The organism is Lysinibacillus sp. NPDC097162 (assembly GCF_044762185.1).
Taxonomy (GTDB): Bacteria; Bacillota; Bacilli; order Bacillales_A; family Planococcaceae; genus Lysinibacillus.
In genome coordinates this window covers 271,383-288,913 of the sequence record NZ_JBIWDT010000003.1, presented here as the reverse complement: position 1 = coordinate 288,913, position 17,531 = coordinate 271,383, and the positions used below count along the sequence as shown (strand labels likewise).

At 38.3% G+C, this 17,531-nt stretch carries 17 protein-coding genes, 1 tRNA gene, 1 pseudogene and 1 riboswitch; of the genes and pseudogenes, 4 read left to right on the top strand and 15 right to left on the bottom strand.

The genetic code is table 11. From position 1 onward, the window contains the following. Positions 1-657: 657 nt before the first annotated feature. Positions 658-731, bottom strand: a tRNA-Arg gene (locus ACIQXW_RS16065). Positions 732-964: 233 nt separating this feature from the next. Between ACIQXW_RS16065 and ACIQXW_RS16060 the strand changes: the two are divergent. Both ACIQXW_RS16060 and ACIQXW_RS16055 read left to right on the top strand, forming a co-directional pair. After that, positions 965-1,644 (top strand): annotated as a pseudogene (locus tag ACIQXW_RS16060) (SDR family NAD(P)-dependent oxidoreductase). Positions 1,645-1,726: 82 nt separating this feature from the next. Continuing rightward, positions 1,727-2,392 (top strand): hypothetical protein, encoded by a 666-nt coding sequence (locus tag ACIQXW_RS16055; RefSeq protein ID WP_402763725.1) that lies wholly within the window; start codon positions 1,727-1,729, stop codon positions 2,390-2,392. Positions 2,393-2,499: 107 nt separating this feature from the next. Here ACIQXW_RS16055 and ACIQXW_RS16050 read toward each other — a convergent pair whose 3' ends face one another. From ACIQXW_RS16050 to rph, 5 genes are all read right to left on the bottom strand, one after another. After that, positions 2,500-2,661, bottom strand: coding sequence for a DUF2639 domain-containing protein (locus tag ACIQXW_RS16050; RefSeq protein ID WP_340823188.1), 162 nt, complete (start codon positions 2,659-2,661; stop codon positions 2,500-2,502). A 126-nt stretch (positions 2,662-2,787) separates the two neighbouring features. After that, a complete protein-coding gene (locus ACIQXW_RS16045; RefSeq protein ID WP_402763724.1) occupies positions 2,788-4,257 on the bottom strand; it encodes a protein adenylyltransferase SelO in 1,470 nt (489 codons plus the stop codon). 156 nt (positions 4,258-4,413) lie between these two features. Beyond that, complete coding sequence (locus ACIQXW_RS16040) at positions 4,414-4,917, bottom strand: metallophosphoesterase (protein ID WP_402763723.1); 504 nt, start codon at positions 4,915-4,917, stop codon at positions 4,414-4,416. Between the two features lie 12 nt (positions 4,918-4,929). Next, the gene (locus ACIQXW_RS16035) at positions 4,930-5,523 is read right to left on the bottom strand and encodes an XTP/dITP diphosphatase (RefSeq protein ID WP_402763721.1); all 594 of its coding nucleotides are present in this window, start codon (positions 5,521-5,523) and stop codon (positions 4,930-4,932) included. A gap of 1 nt (position 5,524) precedes the next feature. Beyond that, the gene (rph, locus tag ACIQXW_RS16030) at positions 5,525-6,274 is read right to left on the bottom strand and encodes a ribonuclease PH (protein ID WP_402763719.1); all 750 of its coding nucleotides are present in this window, start codon (positions 6,272-6,274) and stop codon (positions 5,525-5,527) included. A 175-nt stretch (positions 6,275-6,449) separates the two neighbouring features. On the opposite strand from rph, the gene trhA reads away from it, so the two are divergent. Continuing rightward, complete coding sequence (trhA, locus tag ACIQXW_RS16025) at positions 6,450-7,091, top strand: PAQR family membrane homeostasis protein TrhA (RefSeq protein ID WP_402763717.1); 642 nt, start codon at positions 6,450-6,452, stop codon at positions 7,089-7,091. Between the two features lie 66 nt (positions 7,092-7,157). Here trhA and racE read toward each other — a convergent pair whose 3' ends face one another. The 7 genes from racE to ACIQXW_RS15990 all read right to left on the bottom strand — a co-directional run bounded on the left by racE (position 7,158) and on the right by ACIQXW_RS15990 (position 12,895). Next, complete coding sequence (gene racE, locus ACIQXW_RS16020) at positions 7,158-7,955, bottom strand: glutamate racemase (protein ID WP_340823177.1); 798 nt, start codon at positions 7,953-7,955, stop codon at positions 7,158-7,160. Positions 7,956-7,965: 10 nt separating this feature from the next. Next, complete coding sequence (locus tag ACIQXW_RS16015) at positions 7,966-8,418, bottom strand: MarR family winged helix-turn-helix transcriptional regulator (RefSeq protein WP_172772341.1); 453 nt, start codon at positions 8,416-8,418, stop codon at positions 7,966-7,968. 74 nt (positions 8,419-8,492) lie between these two features. Beyond that, positions 8,493-8,714 (bottom strand): helix-turn-helix domain-containing protein, encoded by a 222-nt coding sequence (locus ACIQXW_RS16010; protein WP_172772342.1) that lies wholly within the window; start codon positions 8,712-8,714, stop codon positions 8,493-8,495. Positions 8,715-8,986: 272 nt separating this feature from the next. Beyond that, the gene (locus ACIQXW_RS16005) at positions 8,987-9,445 is read right to left on the bottom strand and encodes an acyl-CoA thioesterase (protein ID WP_340823176.1); all 459 of its coding nucleotides are present in this window, start codon (positions 9,443-9,445) and stop codon (positions 8,987-8,989) included. A 234-nt stretch (positions 9,446-9,679) separates the two neighbouring features. Further along, positions 9,680-10,459 (bottom strand): succinate dehydrogenase iron-sulfur subunit, encoded by a 780-nt coding sequence (gene sdhB / locus ACIQXW_RS16000; protein ID WP_340823175.1) that lies wholly within the window; start codon positions 10,457-10,459, stop codon positions 9,680-9,682. A 5-nt stretch (positions 10,460-10,464) separates the two neighbouring features. Continuing rightward, positions 10,465-12,219 carry a succinate dehydrogenase flavoprotein subunit gene (gene sdhA, locus ACIQXW_RS15995; protein ID WP_340823174.1) on the bottom strand — a complete coding sequence of 585 codons (1,755 nt, stop codon included), beginning with the start codon at positions 12,217-12,219 and terminating at the stop codon, positions 10,465-10,467. Between the two features lie 67 nt (positions 12,220-12,286). Further along, positions 12,287-12,895, bottom strand: a complete 609-nt coding sequence (locus ACIQXW_RS15990) for a succinate dehydrogenase cytochrome b558 subunit (protein ID WP_340823173.1) — start codon at positions 12,893-12,895, stop codon at positions 12,287-12,289. Positions 12,896-13,167: 272 nt separating this feature from the next. On the opposite strand from ACIQXW_RS15990, the gene ACIQXW_RS15985 reads away from it, so the two are divergent. Then, entirely contained in the window at positions 13,168-13,602 is a 435-nt protein-coding gene (locus ACIQXW_RS15985; protein WP_340823172.1) for a YslB family protein, read from the top strand. Between the two features lie 341 nt (positions 13,603-13,943). Here ACIQXW_RS15985 and ACIQXW_RS15980 read toward each other — a convergent pair whose 3' ends face one another. Next, a complete protein-coding gene (locus ACIQXW_RS15980; RefSeq protein WP_402763712.1) occupies positions 13,944-15,173 on the bottom strand; it encodes an aspartate kinase in 1,230 nt (409 codons plus the stop codon). A 102-nt stretch (positions 15,174-15,275) separates the two neighbouring features. Next, positions 15,276-15,454, bottom strand: a riboswitch (Lysine riboswitch). Positions 15,455-15,591: 137 nt separating this feature from the next. Continuing rightward, positions 15,592-17,382: an excinuclease ABC subunit UvrC gene (uvrC, locus tag ACIQXW_RS15975; protein WP_401020596.1), complete on the bottom strand. Its 1,791-nt coding sequence runs from the start codon at positions 17,380-17,382 to the stop codon at positions 15,592-15,594. Positions 17,383-17,531 lie beyond the last annotated feature (149 nt).

The window sequence follows — 17,531 nt, the reverse complement described above, 5'->3', positions numbered from 1 at the left end:
CCTCTATAAATGTTGATATATCAATAGCTAATGCTATTGATCAGTAGCAAAAAAAATTATTTTCAGCTCATACAACTACAATTATTTTACATCAATAAATTTATTTAACAATATTTATGAAAATTTTTTCCTTCGTTCGGTCTATTCATAAAGCAGAGGCTGCAAAAAACAAAGACAAGAAGAAATAAAACAAACAGGTGAAGCAGTATTTATTGGCTTCACCTGTTTTATTAGCAAATATTTTCCCAAATACAAATTTAGCGGCAAATGATTAAATAAGAGTTATTATTAATACAGAAGACAGTAATTTCTATCAATACTTAATAAAGCTAATGACTGAGCTGCCAAATTTACCCTTCCATCGGCAACCAAAGCTTTTTAATGATTTAAGTCCTTAATCGAAAAACTCCCAGGCAACTTGTATAAATAGCTAGTGATTCGTCGTACGTACCGACAAAGTGCACATTCTTATATTTCCTGCCTACAATTATTCACTTTAATTTTGGTTTCATTGTGTAGAAAATGTGTAGAAACTTTTCATTTTCTATCCTTTTCTAACGTATTCTCAAAAAAAGGAAAAGCGCCTCAAACCCTTGATGTTAAAGGATTTGAAGCGCTTTTTAGTGGGTTCAAACTTGTTCTATCTGAACCTTGAGACGTCCCAGGAGGGATTCGAACCCCCGACCGACGGCTTAGAAGGCCGTTGCTCTATCCTGCTGAGCTACTGAGACATGATGTATGTTCCTAATTTCTAATTTAATTTTCTCTTAGGAAAGACAATATTTATTATATGTCGTTTATAACATAATGTCAACATTATTTTTACTATGAAGGCAAGGTTTGCCTTGAAAATATTATATACCTATTTATTGTATGAATCTAGATGTTTCTTTATGACATTTCAATATAGTTCACTGCCCTATTTTTGCTAAAATAATGAAAAGTAAAAATTGGAGGAATGAGTATGTTTGAAAACGCTGTTGTTGTCGTGACCGGTGGTGCACAAGGAATTGGAAAAGGTGTGGTGCTAGCATATGCAAAAAGTGGTGCGAAGGTTGTCATTGCAGATGTCAATGTAGAGCTCGGTAAACAACTGGAGCAAGAAATGCATGGGCAAGGTTATTCGGCATTATTCGTAGAGACAGATGTTACAAAGGAACAAGATATTATTTCTTTAATGCAGCAAACGGTTCAACATTACGGGACGATTACAATTTTAATTAACAATGCTGGAAAGTTTCTACAATTGTCTCCTTATGATATTACGTTTGCACAATGGCATGATATTTTACAAACGAATTTAACGAGTGTTTTATTCTGTTCACGAGAGGCGGCTAAAATAATGCGGACGAATGAGAATGGTGGTTCGATTGTTTCTTTAGCCTCTACACGGGCTTTTATGTCTGAGCCCGATACGGAAGCATATGCCGCTTCAAAGGTATCTCGCCTGGTTGGATTGAAACGGGGGATTATGAACAGCTACGTTCAATCGATCATGCACAACATTTATCAGGACGTGTTGGCGTGCCAGAAGATATTGCACAAGCATGTCTGTATTTAACAAATCCCGAAAATCGATTTGTTACAGGTATTAATCTTACCGTCGATGGGGGTATGACAAAGAAAATGTTGTATGAAGAATAATGGACGCTCTGCATTCATGCACACCGAAAGATCTTGTCGAGTATTCTACAATAGAATGTATACTTGAGGGAGTGAACGTGCATTGTTTCCGTATTCAAATGAATATTATAGCAATTCATTAAGCGCCATCTATACTGCCCCATACAAGCAGTATACAGCGCCTATCCGGCACTTTTTACAACCACAGTGCGATAATCGAAAGTGCATTAGTAAAGCCGAATCTGATTATTTAGCGATGAATCGACTGTTATGGATGGAGCATGTCAATTGGACGAGAATGACCATTATTAGCATTGTCTTTGGTTTGCCAGATTTACCATTTGTGCAAACGCGTCTTTTACGCAATGCAACGGATTTAGGAAATTGTCTTCGTCCATTCTATGGAGATCAAATAGCTGATCGGTACGCCGAGCTTATTAAAGAGCATCTACTTATTGCAGCGCAGCTCGTTACAGCAGCGAATAAAGGCGGTGCGACAACAGCAGCAGCAAAAGAAAAAGAATGGTATCGTAATGCCGATGATATCGCTATATTTTTAAGTACGATTAATCCTTATTTGAGTAAAGAAGCTGTACAGCAAATGTTTTATAGCCATTTAGCTTTAACGAAAAAAGAAGCTGTTACCATGATTCAAAAAGACTATCAAGAAGATGTGCAAGTTTTTGATGAGATCGAAGCAGAGGTACTCGAAATGTCGGATATGATTGCAATGGCAATTGTAATGCAATTTTGCTACCGCTTTTATTAAACGAATCAATAAAAAACCAGATTCATCGACAATATCTTTTGTCCATCAATCTGGTGTTTCGTTATTTTCCTATAAACTAGTGGTTCCCCTTTATTTAAACCAACCTATCATTTCTCCGTATCGATTGGTTGCTTGTCAACATAGCGGTAATATAAATTGCGTAGTTCAGATTCTTTAAAAAGCCCTAGATGGCTCTTTAATTGAGGATGTACTAATATTCCCTTTGCACGTAGCTCCTTTACAAACCAACCTTTAGAATATTGATGCACTTTGCACAGTCTCCTTTTCTGTTATTCATACATAACGTATGCTTAAAGGTTTTGTGCTGTTACCGCTTTCCTTTTACTTCAATAAAAAAACGAAGGGAATTAATTCCTTCGTTTTAAAGCTATGTTTTATGTGCCACAGAACGTTTGATACGGACAGCTTGTTGGTGCTGGTAGCGTGGCATACTCTTCTTGATTAGCTAAATGGGCGTATGGCTGTGACAGAGCAAGTAATAGCTTGTCCATCACTTGATAATTACCGTGCGTAACAGCAGCTTCTAACGCCTCTTCTACTCTGTGGTTTCGAGGAATGATTGCTGGATTGCTATTTCGCATTAATTGTTGTGAGGCCACTTCTGTTTCCTCTTGTCTTTCACGTCTTGCTTGCCACTGCTCATACCAATTTTTAAATTCTTTACTATCAAATAGAACTGTTTCCTCACATTTATTAAAAGTTAAAGCACGGAATGTATTCGTAAAATCGGCATCATTCTTTTCCATTAATGTTAGCAGTTCTTCAATCAATGTTGCATCTTGCTCTTCTTCATTAAAAATCCCTAATTTCGCTCGCATGCCTGATAACCAATTGGTGTAATACAACTGAGGATATTGTTGTAATACTTCTTGGGCTAATGTCACTGCCTCTTCTTCGTTGTCATGAATGAGCGGAAGCAATGATTCAGCAAAACGCGCAATATTCCACCCTCCAATAGGTGGCTGGTTTCCATATGCATAGCGACCTTGTCTATCGATTGAGCTAAAAACTGTTGCAGGGTTATACGTATCCATGAAAGCACAAGGACCATAATCAATTGTTTCACCGCTAATGGTCATATTATCAGTGTTCATAACACCGTGAATAAAGCCAACTAGTTGCCATTGTGCAATGAGTTTAGCCTGTCTCTCCATAACTTCCTGAAGGAGGCTCAAATAGCGATTAGGGTGCTTCTGATCAATCATTGGGAAATGGCGTTCTATCGCATAATCGGCTAAAAGCTGAAGCTCTTCATCCGTCCCCCATTGTGCCACATATTGAAATGTCCCCACACGCAAATGACTGCTTGCAACACGCGTCAAAATAGCACCAGGCAGTTCAGTTTCACGTATGATCGTTTCGCCTGTCGTCACCACCGCTAAACTACGAGAAGTCGGAATGCCTAGTGCATACATCGCTTCACTAATAATATATTCGCGGAGCATCGGACCGAGTGCCGCGCGACCGTCACCCCCTCGAGAATACGATGTTCTCCCTGACCCTTTAAGCCCAATATCATAGCGCTCCCCTGTTGGTGTGATTTGTTCGCCTAGAAGCAGTGCTCTACCGTCTCCTAACATATTAAAATGCCCAAATTGATGTCCTGCATAAGCCTGTGCAAGCGGACATGCACCACTTGGCACATCATTACCTGCAAGTATCTCGATACTGTCTTCACGTTGAAGGGCTTGATAATCTAATCCAAGGGACTTAGCAACTGCCTCATTAACAATCACCAATTTAGGCGCTTGTACACGATTCAATTGAAGACGGCTATAGAATGAACTTGGTAGACGGGTGTAGCTATTATCGAAATTCCAACCTATGTTGTTTGTCTTTGTCATTTAATCACCCTTGATCTTTTCATTTAGTTTTTCTACTATAATACAATTAATTCGTGGACATAATTTCCAGCGTCACTTTTTGCATAAATATAAAAACGCTTAAACTCTCTTTTAGCAGAATCTTAAGCGTTTTTATATTAGTTTTTGCCATTTAACTTATTTCCGAACAAACTTATGCATTGAAATACAATCATTGTCATCTGTTAAGAAATTGACCTTAAAATAATCATCTTGAATATCTATAACTGCAAAGCTTTTTTCGTTGCGACCTCTTGGCTTTAATAAGCTTCCTGGATTTATAAATAGGACATCATCAATCATTTCAGCACCTAATACATGCGAGTGGCCGAAGCAGGCGATTTGTGCATCGACCTCCTTTGCACGATACGACAATGACAAAATAGATGTTTTCACATTAAATAAATGACCATGTGTCACAAAAAGAGTAACATCTTCCACTTCGATAATGACTTCATCTGGAAATGCTTTATCGATATCACAATTCCCTCGAACTTTCTTCATATCGTTGAGTGCTTCATGGGAGAAGGGAAGCTCACTATCGCCACAATGAATCAAAGTTTCTACATTTGGATAAAAGCTACGTACTTTATCAATAACAGCGCTATCTCCATGTGTATCACTCATGACTAATATTTGCATAGAAATCACCTCTTACTTAATAAGATTTGGCAATTGATCCTTTAGCTTGCGAATGGCATTTCCACGGTGAGAAATAGTACCTTTTTCTTCTGGCGATAACTCAGCCATCATACGATTTAAGCTTGGTACAAAAAAGACTGGATCATATCCAAAGCCATTTGTACCACGTTTTTCACGTGCAATTACACCTTCACAAGTGCCGAAAACAGTTGTCGTTTCAAAATCTGGACCTGCAATGGCAATACAGCAACAAAATCGAGCTGTCCGCTTATCATCTTCAACGTCTTGTAAATTTTGCAATAGCTTCACCATATTCGCCTCGTCATCATGATCTCCAGCATAACGTGCCGAATAAACACCTGGTTCACCATTTAACGCATCCACAGCTAGCCCACTATCATCTGCAATAACAATAGTAGCAAGCTCTTTCGCCAAAGCTTCTGCCTTTAACACAGCATTTTCTTCAAATGTAGTGCCTGTTTCCTCTATTTCCATATTTGGTGCGACATCAAACATCGTCACCACTTCATAGCCAAGGGGCGCAAATAACGCTTCAAAATCTTTGGCTTTGCCTTTATTTTTTGTAGCAATTACAACTTGTTTCATATTAGCAGTTTCCTCCTACTTTATGAGCCAGATCTCCAAGCGCTTGTTTTTGTAGTTCAATTAATTCTTGGATTCCTTTTTCACCTAATGCTAGCAATTCATTTAATTCTTCTCTTGAAAATGTTGCTTCTTCCCCTGTACCCTGTAGTTCTACAAAACGGCCAGCACCAGTCATGACGATGTTCATATCTACAGCTGCATCAACATCTTCGACATAGTTTAAGTCTAAAATTGCACCTTGCTCTTCAACAATGCCTACACTAGTAGCAGCTAAGAAATCTGTAATTGGGAATTTTTCTAGTTGTTTTTCTTCAGCAAGCTTAGCAATCGCCTGTGTCATCGCTACAAATGCACCTGTAATTGACGCAGTACGTGTCCCACCATCCGCTTGAATCACATCACAGTCAATCCATACCGTTCGTTCACCCAAAGCCTCTAAATCGACGATAGCACGCAATGCACGCCCAATAAGACGTTGGATTTCCATTGTACGTCCGTTTACTTTTCCGCGTGACGATTCACGTGGTGTACGTTGTGCTGTGGCACGTGGTAGCATGGAATACTCAGCTGTAATCCATCCTTTACCTTGGCCGCGTAAAAAACCTGGTACTTTATCTTCAACTGTTGCCGTACAAATTACTTTCGTATTTCCAACTTGGATCAATACTGAGCCTTCTGGATGTAATAAATAATCGCTATCCATTTTTACAGGACGCAATGCATCTGCATTTCTACCATCAAATCTTGTCATAATTAATCGTGCCTCCTAAAATCTTTCGCGCCCTTATTTTATCATATTTTACATTGGTGCGACGATTTACTACGCCCAATATATGATATTTATCATATAAATTGCATTACATTTTCATCTACAATGAAAAATCTCCTTATGTTATAGTAATATAATAAAGAAAGAGGTGATGGTCATGTCTCAACCAACAATTGGGCATAGTAGTTATACCATAAAGGAAGAATTTTGGAATGCGCTAACACATGGAATAGGTGCATTTTTGACAGTTCCTGCTACCCTTCTCTTAGTGCATAAAGCTTTAACAACTGGTACAAGCACCGAGCTTATTAGTTACATTATTTTTGGTTTATCGATGTTTTGTTTATACATAGCATCCACCTTGTATCACTCACTGCCGACAAATAAGGTGCTTTTAAAAAAACTAGATCATAGCTCCATTTTCTTATTAATCGCTGGAACTTATACACCGATTGCATTAATTGCGGTTGGTGGAAAGCTTGGATTAAGCATTTTTATTATTGAATGGGTGCTTGCCTTTATCGGCATTATTTTAAAACAATTTTTCGTATATCGCTTCAAAAAAATATCATTAATCGTCTATATTGGCATGGGATGGCTCATTGTCTTCGCCTATAAGCCATTAGTTGCCTACATCTCATTCAAAGGCTTTATGACGCTTTTAATCGGTGGTGTTTTTTATACTGCAGGCACTTATTTTTATAAGAACAAAAACATTAAGTACAACCATGCAATTTGGCATGTTTTTGTAATGGCTGGCAGTGCAGCGATGTTCGTTGCAATCTATTTATTTATGTAAAACATTTAGCTCCATACATTATTACGAAATAAAAAAATCAGCCTAGCTATTAAGCTAAGCTGATTTTTATTTTAATGTAATACGGTTTATGTCAAGCGTACCTTGCTCTAGCCAACTTTCTGCAATCGAACGGAAAATTGGAACAGAACCCGTTGCAAAAAATTTATGTGCGGGCTTAGCATTTGAATTTGCTAAAGTGCCATTATACGCAAGCATTTCCTCAACATCCTTTGCTGTTTCTTCCGCAGAAGATAGCACGAATACATCTTCTCCGACAACAGCTTCAATTTGTTTTTGCAAAATAGGATAATGTGTACATCCTAAAATGACCGTATCAAATTGTTCGTTTTTTAACGGTTTTAAGCCATCAGCAATTAAATTGTTTGCAAATTCACCTTTATATTCGCCACTTTCTACTAGTGGTACGAATGTTGGACAAGCCAATGGAATAATGTGGGTAGACGTATTCAGAGATAATAATGCTTCTTCATATGCCCCACTTTTAATTGTTCCTTCTGTTGCAAGCACAACGACTTCATGTCGCTTCGTTTTCTTTACAGCTGCACGTGCGCCAGCATTAATAACGCCTAATACCGGAAAAGGCATATTACGTTGTAAACTTTCGAGTGCTACTGCAGTCGCTGTATTACAAGCAATGACTAGCATCTTGATATTCATTTTCTCTAGCGCTTTTGCCATTTGCCAAGTAAAATTTCGTACTTCCTGACGAGTTCGTGGACCATAGGGACATCTTGCAGTGTCACCGATATAATAAATCGTTTCATTCGGTAAACGTTTTATTATTTCCTTTGCTACGGTTAAACCGCCTACTCCTGAATCAATAACGCCTATCGGGGCATTCATACTTTCCGCCTCAATCCTGTTTCATGTGTACATGTAGTTTTTGTAAATAGCTTGATAATTGCGCGACTTCTTGTTCGTTAAATCCAACAAGCATTTCCTGCAAATATTGCTGTCTTTTTTCTATAACCTCTTGAATAATACGTTCGCCTTTTTCGAGAAGATGAACGACAACGACACGACGGTCATTTTCATCACGCATTCGCTTGACTAATTCATTTTTCTCCATTCGGTCCACTAAATCTGTTGTCGTACTAAAAGCTAAGTATAAACGGTTTGATAAATCGCCAATTGTAATATCACCAAGCTCTTCTAACCACTGCAATGCAACAAATTGTGGCGGCGTAATCGCATATTGTGAAACAATTTCTCTTCCTTTTTGCTTCACAATGGCCGCTATATAGCGTAGTTCCTTTTCAACCGTTGCAACGGTTTCAGGTGAGTGCTTTGTTACTTCATCCGACATATAACTATTCCACTCCTAAAAATACGTTGAATAGTTCTATTTTGTCGTTTTTTTTACGAAATAGCAAGAGTCCATTAGTCTAATTTAAATTCTTCTAAGCGTAACAGCTCAATCAACGCTTGAGATCGATTTGTTACACCCAGCTTTTGAATTGTATTGGAAATGTGATTTCGCACTGTTTTTTCACTAATACCAAGTTGCCCTGCAATATCCCTCGTTGTTTTTTCAGCTAATAAAAGCGCAAATATTTCACGTTCTCGGTTTGTTAATAGAGAACGATGATGAGAGCCATTCATTTTCAGTCACACCCTCCTCCCCCGCACGTATTGTAACTTATGTTAAGGAGTGTTGAGCGGTGACGGCTATTTTCATTAATATACGTAGTTTCCACAAAAAAATCGGAAGTTCTTCTATAATAGCGCAATTTACAAATAAAAGATGAATCAATTACCTTTGCGTATTTACGTCCAGCTCTTTTGAACCTGCTCGAAAAGTTCCTCTTTAAATTTGTGACGTCTACGCATTTAGCTTTATCCTCACTTATAGAAGTGACTTTTGCTGATGCAAGCTAAATAATAGCTAATGCCGCTAAATGTGCCTTTTCTTCTTCTGTTATTGGCACACTTTTACCTGTTCGAGGGTCCATTTGTACAACGGTACCACGTCCTGTAAAGCATACTTCATCCTTTTGATTTTTTGCTAAGTAATGAATATCCATTGATGAATTCCCTACTTTAGCTACTTTCGTATACACGCGAATGACATCATCGAAGAAAACTTGCTTTCTATAATCACATTGTAAATCCGCTACGATTGGAATCCCATTTACATTGTCATCAATTGCAGAAGGCATTAATATGCCCAGATGATTAAAATAATCAATCCTAGCCTGTTCAAAATATGTAAAACTAACTGTATTATTCATATGGCCATACATATCCGTTTCTGAAAAACGAACACGTACTTCAATATAAAATGAAAAATCATTTGCCCATTTCTCAAAATCCCCAATATAACTTGCTTTCATATTTAACTTCCCCCTTCGTTCTGTATCCAGCTTATGTTTTACGAAACTGTTGTTTATTTAGCCGTATTTTAATAGTTTAAAAATGAATATAAATTCATTATAAAGGAAATTGCTATATTATGATAGAAAAATCAGAAATTTTAGTGTTTTATTCCCGAATCACCTATTTTCTTTTAACTAACAGTCTATAAAAAAATCCCTTACACAATTGTGTAAGGGATTTGCATTGTACAATTAGTCAACGTAATGGTCAGAACCGAAGAAGTTACGGAACATTTGCACTGTTGTTGCACGGTTTAAAGATGCGATAGATGTTGTTAAAGGAATCCCTTTAGGACAAGCAGCTACACAGTTTTGAGAGTTACCGCAGTTAGCAAGACCGCCGTCACCCATAATTGCATTTAAACGTTCGTCCTTAATCATTGCACCTGTTGGGTGTGTGTTAAATAGACGTACTTGTGATAATGGTGCTGGCCCAATGAATGAAGCTTTTTCAGACACGTTTGGACACGCTTCCATACATACACCACAAGTCATACATTTAGACAATTCATAAGCCCATTGACGTTTACCTTCTGGCAAACGAGGACCTTCACCTAAATCATAAGTACCATCGATTGGTACCCATGCTTTTACTTTTTTCAGTGCGTTGAACATACGATCACGGTCTACTTGTAAGTCACGTACAACCGGGAAAGTTTTCATTGGCTCAAGGCGAACTGGTTCAGTCAATTGATCAATCAGTGTTGAACATGATTGACGTGGACGGCCATTGATTACCATTGAACATGCTCCACAAACTTCTTCAAGACAGTTCATGTCCCAAGAAACTGGTGTTGTTTTTTCACCAGTTTCTGTCACTGGATTTTTTTGAATCTCCATTAACACAGAAATAACGTTCATACCATGACGGTAAGGAACTTCGAATTTCTGCCAGTAGCCTTGGCCACCTTGTGTATCTTGACGTAAAATTTCAACTTTTACTTTTCTTCCAGTATTAGCTGCGATTTCCATAATTCTTAGTCTCCTTTCGCAGAGTAGTCACGTTTACGTGGTGGGATTAATGAAACGTCTACTTCTTGATATGTGATAACTGGCTCGCCCGTAGCTGGGTCGAATTTCGCCATAGTTGTTTTTAAGAAGTTTTCATCATCACGTTGCGGGAAGTCTGGTTTATAGTGCGCACCACGAGATTCGTTACGAAGTAAAGCACCTTTTGTCATTACTTTCGCTAAGTAAAGCATGTTTTTCAACTGACGAGTAAAGTGAGCACCTTGGTTACTCCATTTTTGTGTATCGTTGATATTGATGTTTTCCCAACGTTTTTGGAATTCCCCAAGTTTTTTATATGTTTCTTCAAGTTGGTCGTTAAAGCGTACAACTGTCATTGTAGCTGTCATTAACTCACCAAGCTCTTTATGAAGAAGGTAAGCGTTTTCTGTGCCGTCCATTTTCATGATAGCATCCCACTTAGCTTGCTCTTCTTTAACACGTGCTTCGAAAATATCTTGAGATAAATCTTCAGCATGCTTTTTAAGATGTTTAACGTAATCAACTGCATTTGGACCTGCAACCATACCACCATAAATAGCAGATAATAATGAGTTTGCACCTAGACGGTTTGCACCATGTTGAGAATAATCACATTCACCTGCTGCAAATAGACCAGGAATTTCAGTCATTTGGTTGTAGTCAACCCATAATCCACCCATAGAATAGTGAACTGCTGGGAAAATTTTCATTGGTAATTTACGTGGGTCATCACCTACGAATTTTTCGTAGATTTCAATGATACCACCAAGTTTAACATCTAATTCGTGTGGATCTTTATGAGAAAGATCTAGGTATACCATGTTTTCGCCGTTGATACCAAGCTTTTGGTTTACACAAACGTCAAAAATTTCACGTGTTGCAATATCACGTGGTACTAAGTTACCGTATGCAGGGTATTTTTCTTCTAAGAAGTACCAAGGTTTACCGTCTTTATATGTCCAAATACGACCACCTTCACCACGAGCAGATTCTGACATTAGACGGTTTTTGTCATCTCCAGGAATCGCTGTTGGGTGAATTTGAATGAACTCACCATTCGCGTATGAAGCACCTTGTTGGTATACGATAGAAGCAGCAGAACCTGTGTTAATAACAGAGTTTGTTGTTTTACCGAAAATAATACCAGGGCCACCAGTCGCCATAATAACAGCGTCTGCACGGAATGATTTAATTTCTTCTGTACGCATATTTTGTGCTACGATACCGCGGCAAACGCCGTCATCATCGATAATTACACCAAGGAATTCCCAGTGCTCATATTTGTTAACTAATCCAGCTACTTCGTGAGAACGAACTTGCTCGTCCAACGCGTATAGTAATTGCTGACCAGTTGTTGCACCTGAGAATGCTGTACGGTGCATTAACGTACCACCGAAACGACGGAAGTCTAATAAACCTTCTGGCGTACGGTTGAACATTACACCCATACGGTCCATTAAGTGAATAATACCAGGGGCTGCATCACACATACCTTTAACAGGTGGTTGGTTCGCTAAGAAGTCCCCACCATATACTGTATCATCAAAGTGAATCCAAGGAGAATCCCCTTCACCTTTTGTATTTACGGCACCATTAATTCCGCCTTGCGCACATACAGAGTGTGAGCGTTTTACAGGAACTAATGAGAATAAATCAATTTCAGTACCAACTTCAGCTGCTTTAATCGTTGCCATCAGACCAGCTAAACCGCCGCCAACAACAATTATTTTGCTTTTCGCCATGATTATTTCTCACTCCTCTTAAAAAATTGCAAAGATTGCATGCACTTCTATAGTAGCTTTTATTAAATTATACGAAAGCTAAAATAGCAGCCACACCAACTACACTTAGAATTACGAAAAGAACGTTTGTTACATAAGTAGCAATCTTTTGAGACTGAGGAGATTGTGTGATACCCCAGCTTACTAGGAATGCCCATAAGCCATTTGATAAGTGGAAAGTTGCTGATATAATACCAACAATATAGAATCCAAGCATAAATGGATTACTTACGATATTTGCCATCATGTCGTAATCAACGTGTGTACCAAGCGCTTTTTGAATACGAGTTTGGAAAATATGCCATGCAATGAAAATTACTAAAAATACACCAGTGAAGCGTTGTAATGAGAACATCCAGTTACGGTATGTGCTAAAACGCCCTGTATTTGGTGTAGCAGTGAATGCGATGTACACACCATAAAATGCGTGGAACATTAATGGAATGTAGATGACAATCCACTCTACTAGGATAAGAAATGGAATCTTTTCCATTACTGCGGTAGCATCATTGTAACTTTCTGCTCCGCCTGTTGCTGTAAAGTTAATGAATAGGTGCATCGTTAAAAACAGACCTACTGGAATGATACCTAGTAGAGAATGTAAGCGACGCCATAAAAACTCTCGATCTTTCGACAAGACTGTTACCCCCCTTAGTACTTAAAATAGCACAACAAAAGAAGTCACCATTTTGTAAATGATACTCCATTGACTGTGTATTTCATCATGGTACAATATTATGACATGTTTATTGTACTCTCAAGTGCTACGAGCGTCAAGGTAACATAGAGTTTTTAATAGCCCTTATTATAGAAGCAATCTAGTACATAACGTGTCGTTTCTTCTCGAAAATTCTACCTTTACTTTATTGACGCTAAATTATAAGAAAATTCTAAGAAAGAAGGATTTCAATGTTAAATAATCCATCTAATACAATCTCACCATTTGGATATGAATTAATCCGTGATCATATACTATCTTCTATACTCGGTAAACATGAAGATGACGTACTTTATTGGGCTGGAAAGGAGCTTGCACGGAAGTTCCCTTGTAAAAGTCAAGAAGAACTTATCGCATTTTTCGCGGATGCGTGCTGGGGTACTCTTGAATTGACAAAGGAGTCTAAAGATGGACGCATTTTCCATTTAACAAATGAACCAACACTTTTGCAAATTCATAATCGAAGCTTCAGACTAGAAGCAGGGTTTATTGCTGAACAAATCCAACAAGCAAAAGGATACTTAACGGAATGTTATGATGAGAAGCGCGAAAAGCACCAGTTCGTCATGTTTACAGTTAAATGGGATGTTAAAGAGCGTATTATGAATACAATTCAAAATGGATAAGCTAGTAAAGCATTGCGATTTTGTTAGAAAAGCAATCCTTTCTGAGTATCGACAAAAGGCAACATGAAGTAACTCTTGATGCCTTTTGTCATTTTTTTATCCTTTTTTAGTAATCAATTGGAATATTCCTACCGCTTCGTTTAGTGAATTGGAGCGAAGGACGGATGACTCTTGCACAGAACGTAAGACGTAACAAACCGCGCGTTAGCGAGGGTTACGGCTTACGTATGTGCCCGCGGAAAGCGTACGCCCGTAGCGCAAATCACCAGTACCCAACTTTATTTATATAGAAAGCTAATGTTATGCATATAAAATCATTTAAGGATGTTGACTTCTACCTTTTAGTTTACGGGAATCTCTTCTGCTAAATTAAACTCCTCATGTAATGCGTTTGCAGCACGGATCATTTCGTCCTGTGGTACAACAACAGAAACTTTAATTTCAGAAGTACTGACCATTTTTACTGCAATATCCTCGCGGCGTAAACGGTCAAACATTCGTGCAGCAACGCCAGGATTTGATGCCATGCCTGATCCTATAATTGAAACTTTCGCTAAGCCAATTTCAAAATCTGCAAAGCTAAAACCAAGTGACAATTTACTATCCTCTAGTACACGTAAAGCATCAGCAAACTCTTCTTTTAAAATTGTAAAAGATACTGATGGTCTCACACCTTCTATAATAGCTTGCACAATAATATCAACATTAATGCGATTGTCTGCAAGTATAGCAAACATATCTGCTAACGATGCAGTTGAGTATGTATCATAACCGATTGTTAGGCGAATGATATCAGACTCATAAGCAACACCACGTACAATTAAATTTTTCTCCATTTCAACTTCCTCCTTCAATAAAGTACCTTCTGTATCTACTACGCTTGAACGAATAATAACTGGGATTTGAAACTTTTTTGCGAGCTCCACTGCACGTGGATGTAAAATATGTGAACCTAAATGTGATAGTTCAAGCATTTCATCATATGAAATCTCCTTTAACTTTCTTGCTTTTTCAATATGACGAGGATCTGCTGTATAAACTCCATCCACATTTGTATAAATGTCAACACGTTCCGCTTCTAATGCGGCTGCAATGGCTACTGCTGTTGTTTCTGCGCCACCCTTACCAAGTGTTGTTATATTGTGCGCACTATTAATGCCTTGCTCCCCCGCAACAACGACAATTTGTCCTTGTATCAAATGTTCTTTCATACGGCTCACATCGATATGGTCGATACGTGCATTAAAATGTTTCGCATCTGTTTGCACCCCAGCCTGCCAACCAGTCAATGAAACTGCATCATAGCCTTCCTCTTGTAAAGCAATTGCAAAAAGGGCACTTGCTAATTGTGAGGTCGTCGATAGTAGTACATCCATCTCACGTTTAGAAGCATCGTCTGATAAATCACGTCCCATCTTTGCTAAGTCTTTTGCTGTGCGACCCATTGCTGCAGTCACCACTACTACTTCATAGCCAAGCTCTTTTTTGGCTATAGCTATTTTAGCTACCTCTCGAATGCGCTCAGTTGAAGCGATTGCAGGTCCGCCAAATTTCAATACAATACTCGCCATTATCATCATTCTCCTTTTATCAATTCGTCTCTAGAACAGCAAAAAGGCAGCACTCACATAACGTGAAAGCTGCCTGCAACATGTACAATAAAAAGCTTGCGCATGTGTGATAGCTCTCCGAAACGTAAAGATTCGACAGTCTTACATCTATTAAATGCAAAACCAGCAAAGTATCGGAAACAACGATACTTCACTTCGGCAAGCTCCCCTTTCACACATTGTCACTGGATTTGTCCATCCTTCAATGTGCTACTATTGAATCTTGCACCTCTATCATCACTTAAAATAGTGAATTATTAATTTTTCTTATATGAAAATACTTCCTTTTTATGCATTGCTCACATAAACATTCATATAAGGTGTAATAGAACAAGATAGTGTTTTCACTTCATTGTTCTATGACAACCTTAGCATATGTCTAATCCTTTGACAATGTCTGTTGCTGAAAATAATTGTAAATACTGTTCGCTAAGTTCGCAGGTATTCCCGCTTCTTGAAGTGCAAGCTCACTTGCCTCACGAATCTTTTTAACAGAGCCGAAATGCTTCAATAATTGTTGCTTGCGCTTTGGACCAACACCTTCAATTCCATCTAGAACAGATTGAATAGCATTTTTCTCATGCTGTTGGCGTAAAAATGTAATGGCAAAACGGTGTACTTCGTCCTGAATACGCTGTAGTAAATAAAACCCGTCACTTGTCCGCTTTAATGCAATGACATCGGGCGGATCTCCAAATAAAAGCTGTGATGTATTATGCTTTTCATCTTTTGCTAAGCCCGCAATTGGGATAACAAGACCAAGCTCATCCTCTAACACTTCTCGCGCTACTTCCATCTGTCCTTTACCGCCATCTATTAGAACTAAATCAGGCAATGGCAATCCTTCTTTCAATACACGCGTGTAACGGCGACGTATCACTTCTTGCATTGCTCCGTAATCGTCATGTTTAGCGGCTGTGCGTGTCTTGTATTTACGATATTCCTTCTTTGCAGGTTTACCATCAATAAACACAACCATTGCTGATACCGCATCAGCACCATGCATATGACTATTATCAAATGCTTCAATGCGAAGAGGTGCTGAAATCCCCATTGCTTCACCCAATGCCTCGCAAGCACCAATTGTTCGCTCTTCCTGTCGCTCAATTAGCTGGAATTTTGCCGCCACAGCAATTTCTGCATTTTTCATGGCCAAATCTACTAGTTCCTTTTTTTGTCCTCGCTTCGGCGTTAGCACTTTAACCTCTAATAATTCCGTTAAAATTGCTGCATCAATCGACTGAGGAATAAAAATTTCCTTAGGCTTAATATGCTCAGGCTTTTCATAAAAGCGGCCAACAAATGTTAAAAATTCTTCCTCAACATCCTGATAAATAGGGAAGATGGAAACATCGCGTTCAATCAACTTACCTTGACGAACGAAAAAGACTTGCACACACATCCAGCCCTTTTCAACTGCATAACCGAATACATCGCGATTCGTAGTATCACTGGACACAATTTTTTGCTTTTGCATAACCGTTTCAATATGTGCAATTTGATCGCGGAACTCTTTCGCTCGCTCAAATTCTAGTTGCTCAGCTGCAGCCAACATTTTCGCTTCAAGCTCTTTTTTTACTGTCTCTACTCCACCATTTAAGAACTTCGTCATATCTTCAATCATATCGTGATATACTTGTGCATCAATTTCTTTTACACACGGCGCTAAGCATTGTCCCATATGATAATACAAGCAAACTTTTGAAGGTAATTGTACACATTTTCGAAGTGGGTATAGTCTATCGAGCAACTTTTTTGTCTCACTTGCTGCATACGCATTTGGATAAGGACCAAAGTATTTTGCTTTATCTTTTTTTACTTTCCGTGTTGTAATAAGCCGTGGATATTTTTCATTCGTAATTTTTATATACGGATACGTTTTATCATCCGTTAGCATGATATTGTATTTAGGATCGTGTAGTTTAATAAGGTTCAACTCTAAAATGAGTGCCTCTAAATTAGAAGAAGTCACAATATACTCAAAATCCTCAATTTCACCGACAAGGCGCTGAGTTTTTCCTTCATGCGTTCCTGTAAAATACGAGCGTACTCGGTTTTTAAGCACCTTTGCCTTACCTACATAAATAATTGTCCCTTGTCGATCCTTCATCAAATAGCAGCCAGGCTGATCTGGTAAAATATCAAGCTTTCGTTTAATTAAATCATTCATCGCCTACCTGCCCCCCTTTTTGATGTCTTAATAATAACCGCCATTCCATTACCACTCTCTTATTGCCTTTCATCGTTACAAAAAACAAGAAAATTTATTGAAAAACGAGCGTTTATTGTTTTTCCTTTATCTATTATATAACGAAAAAA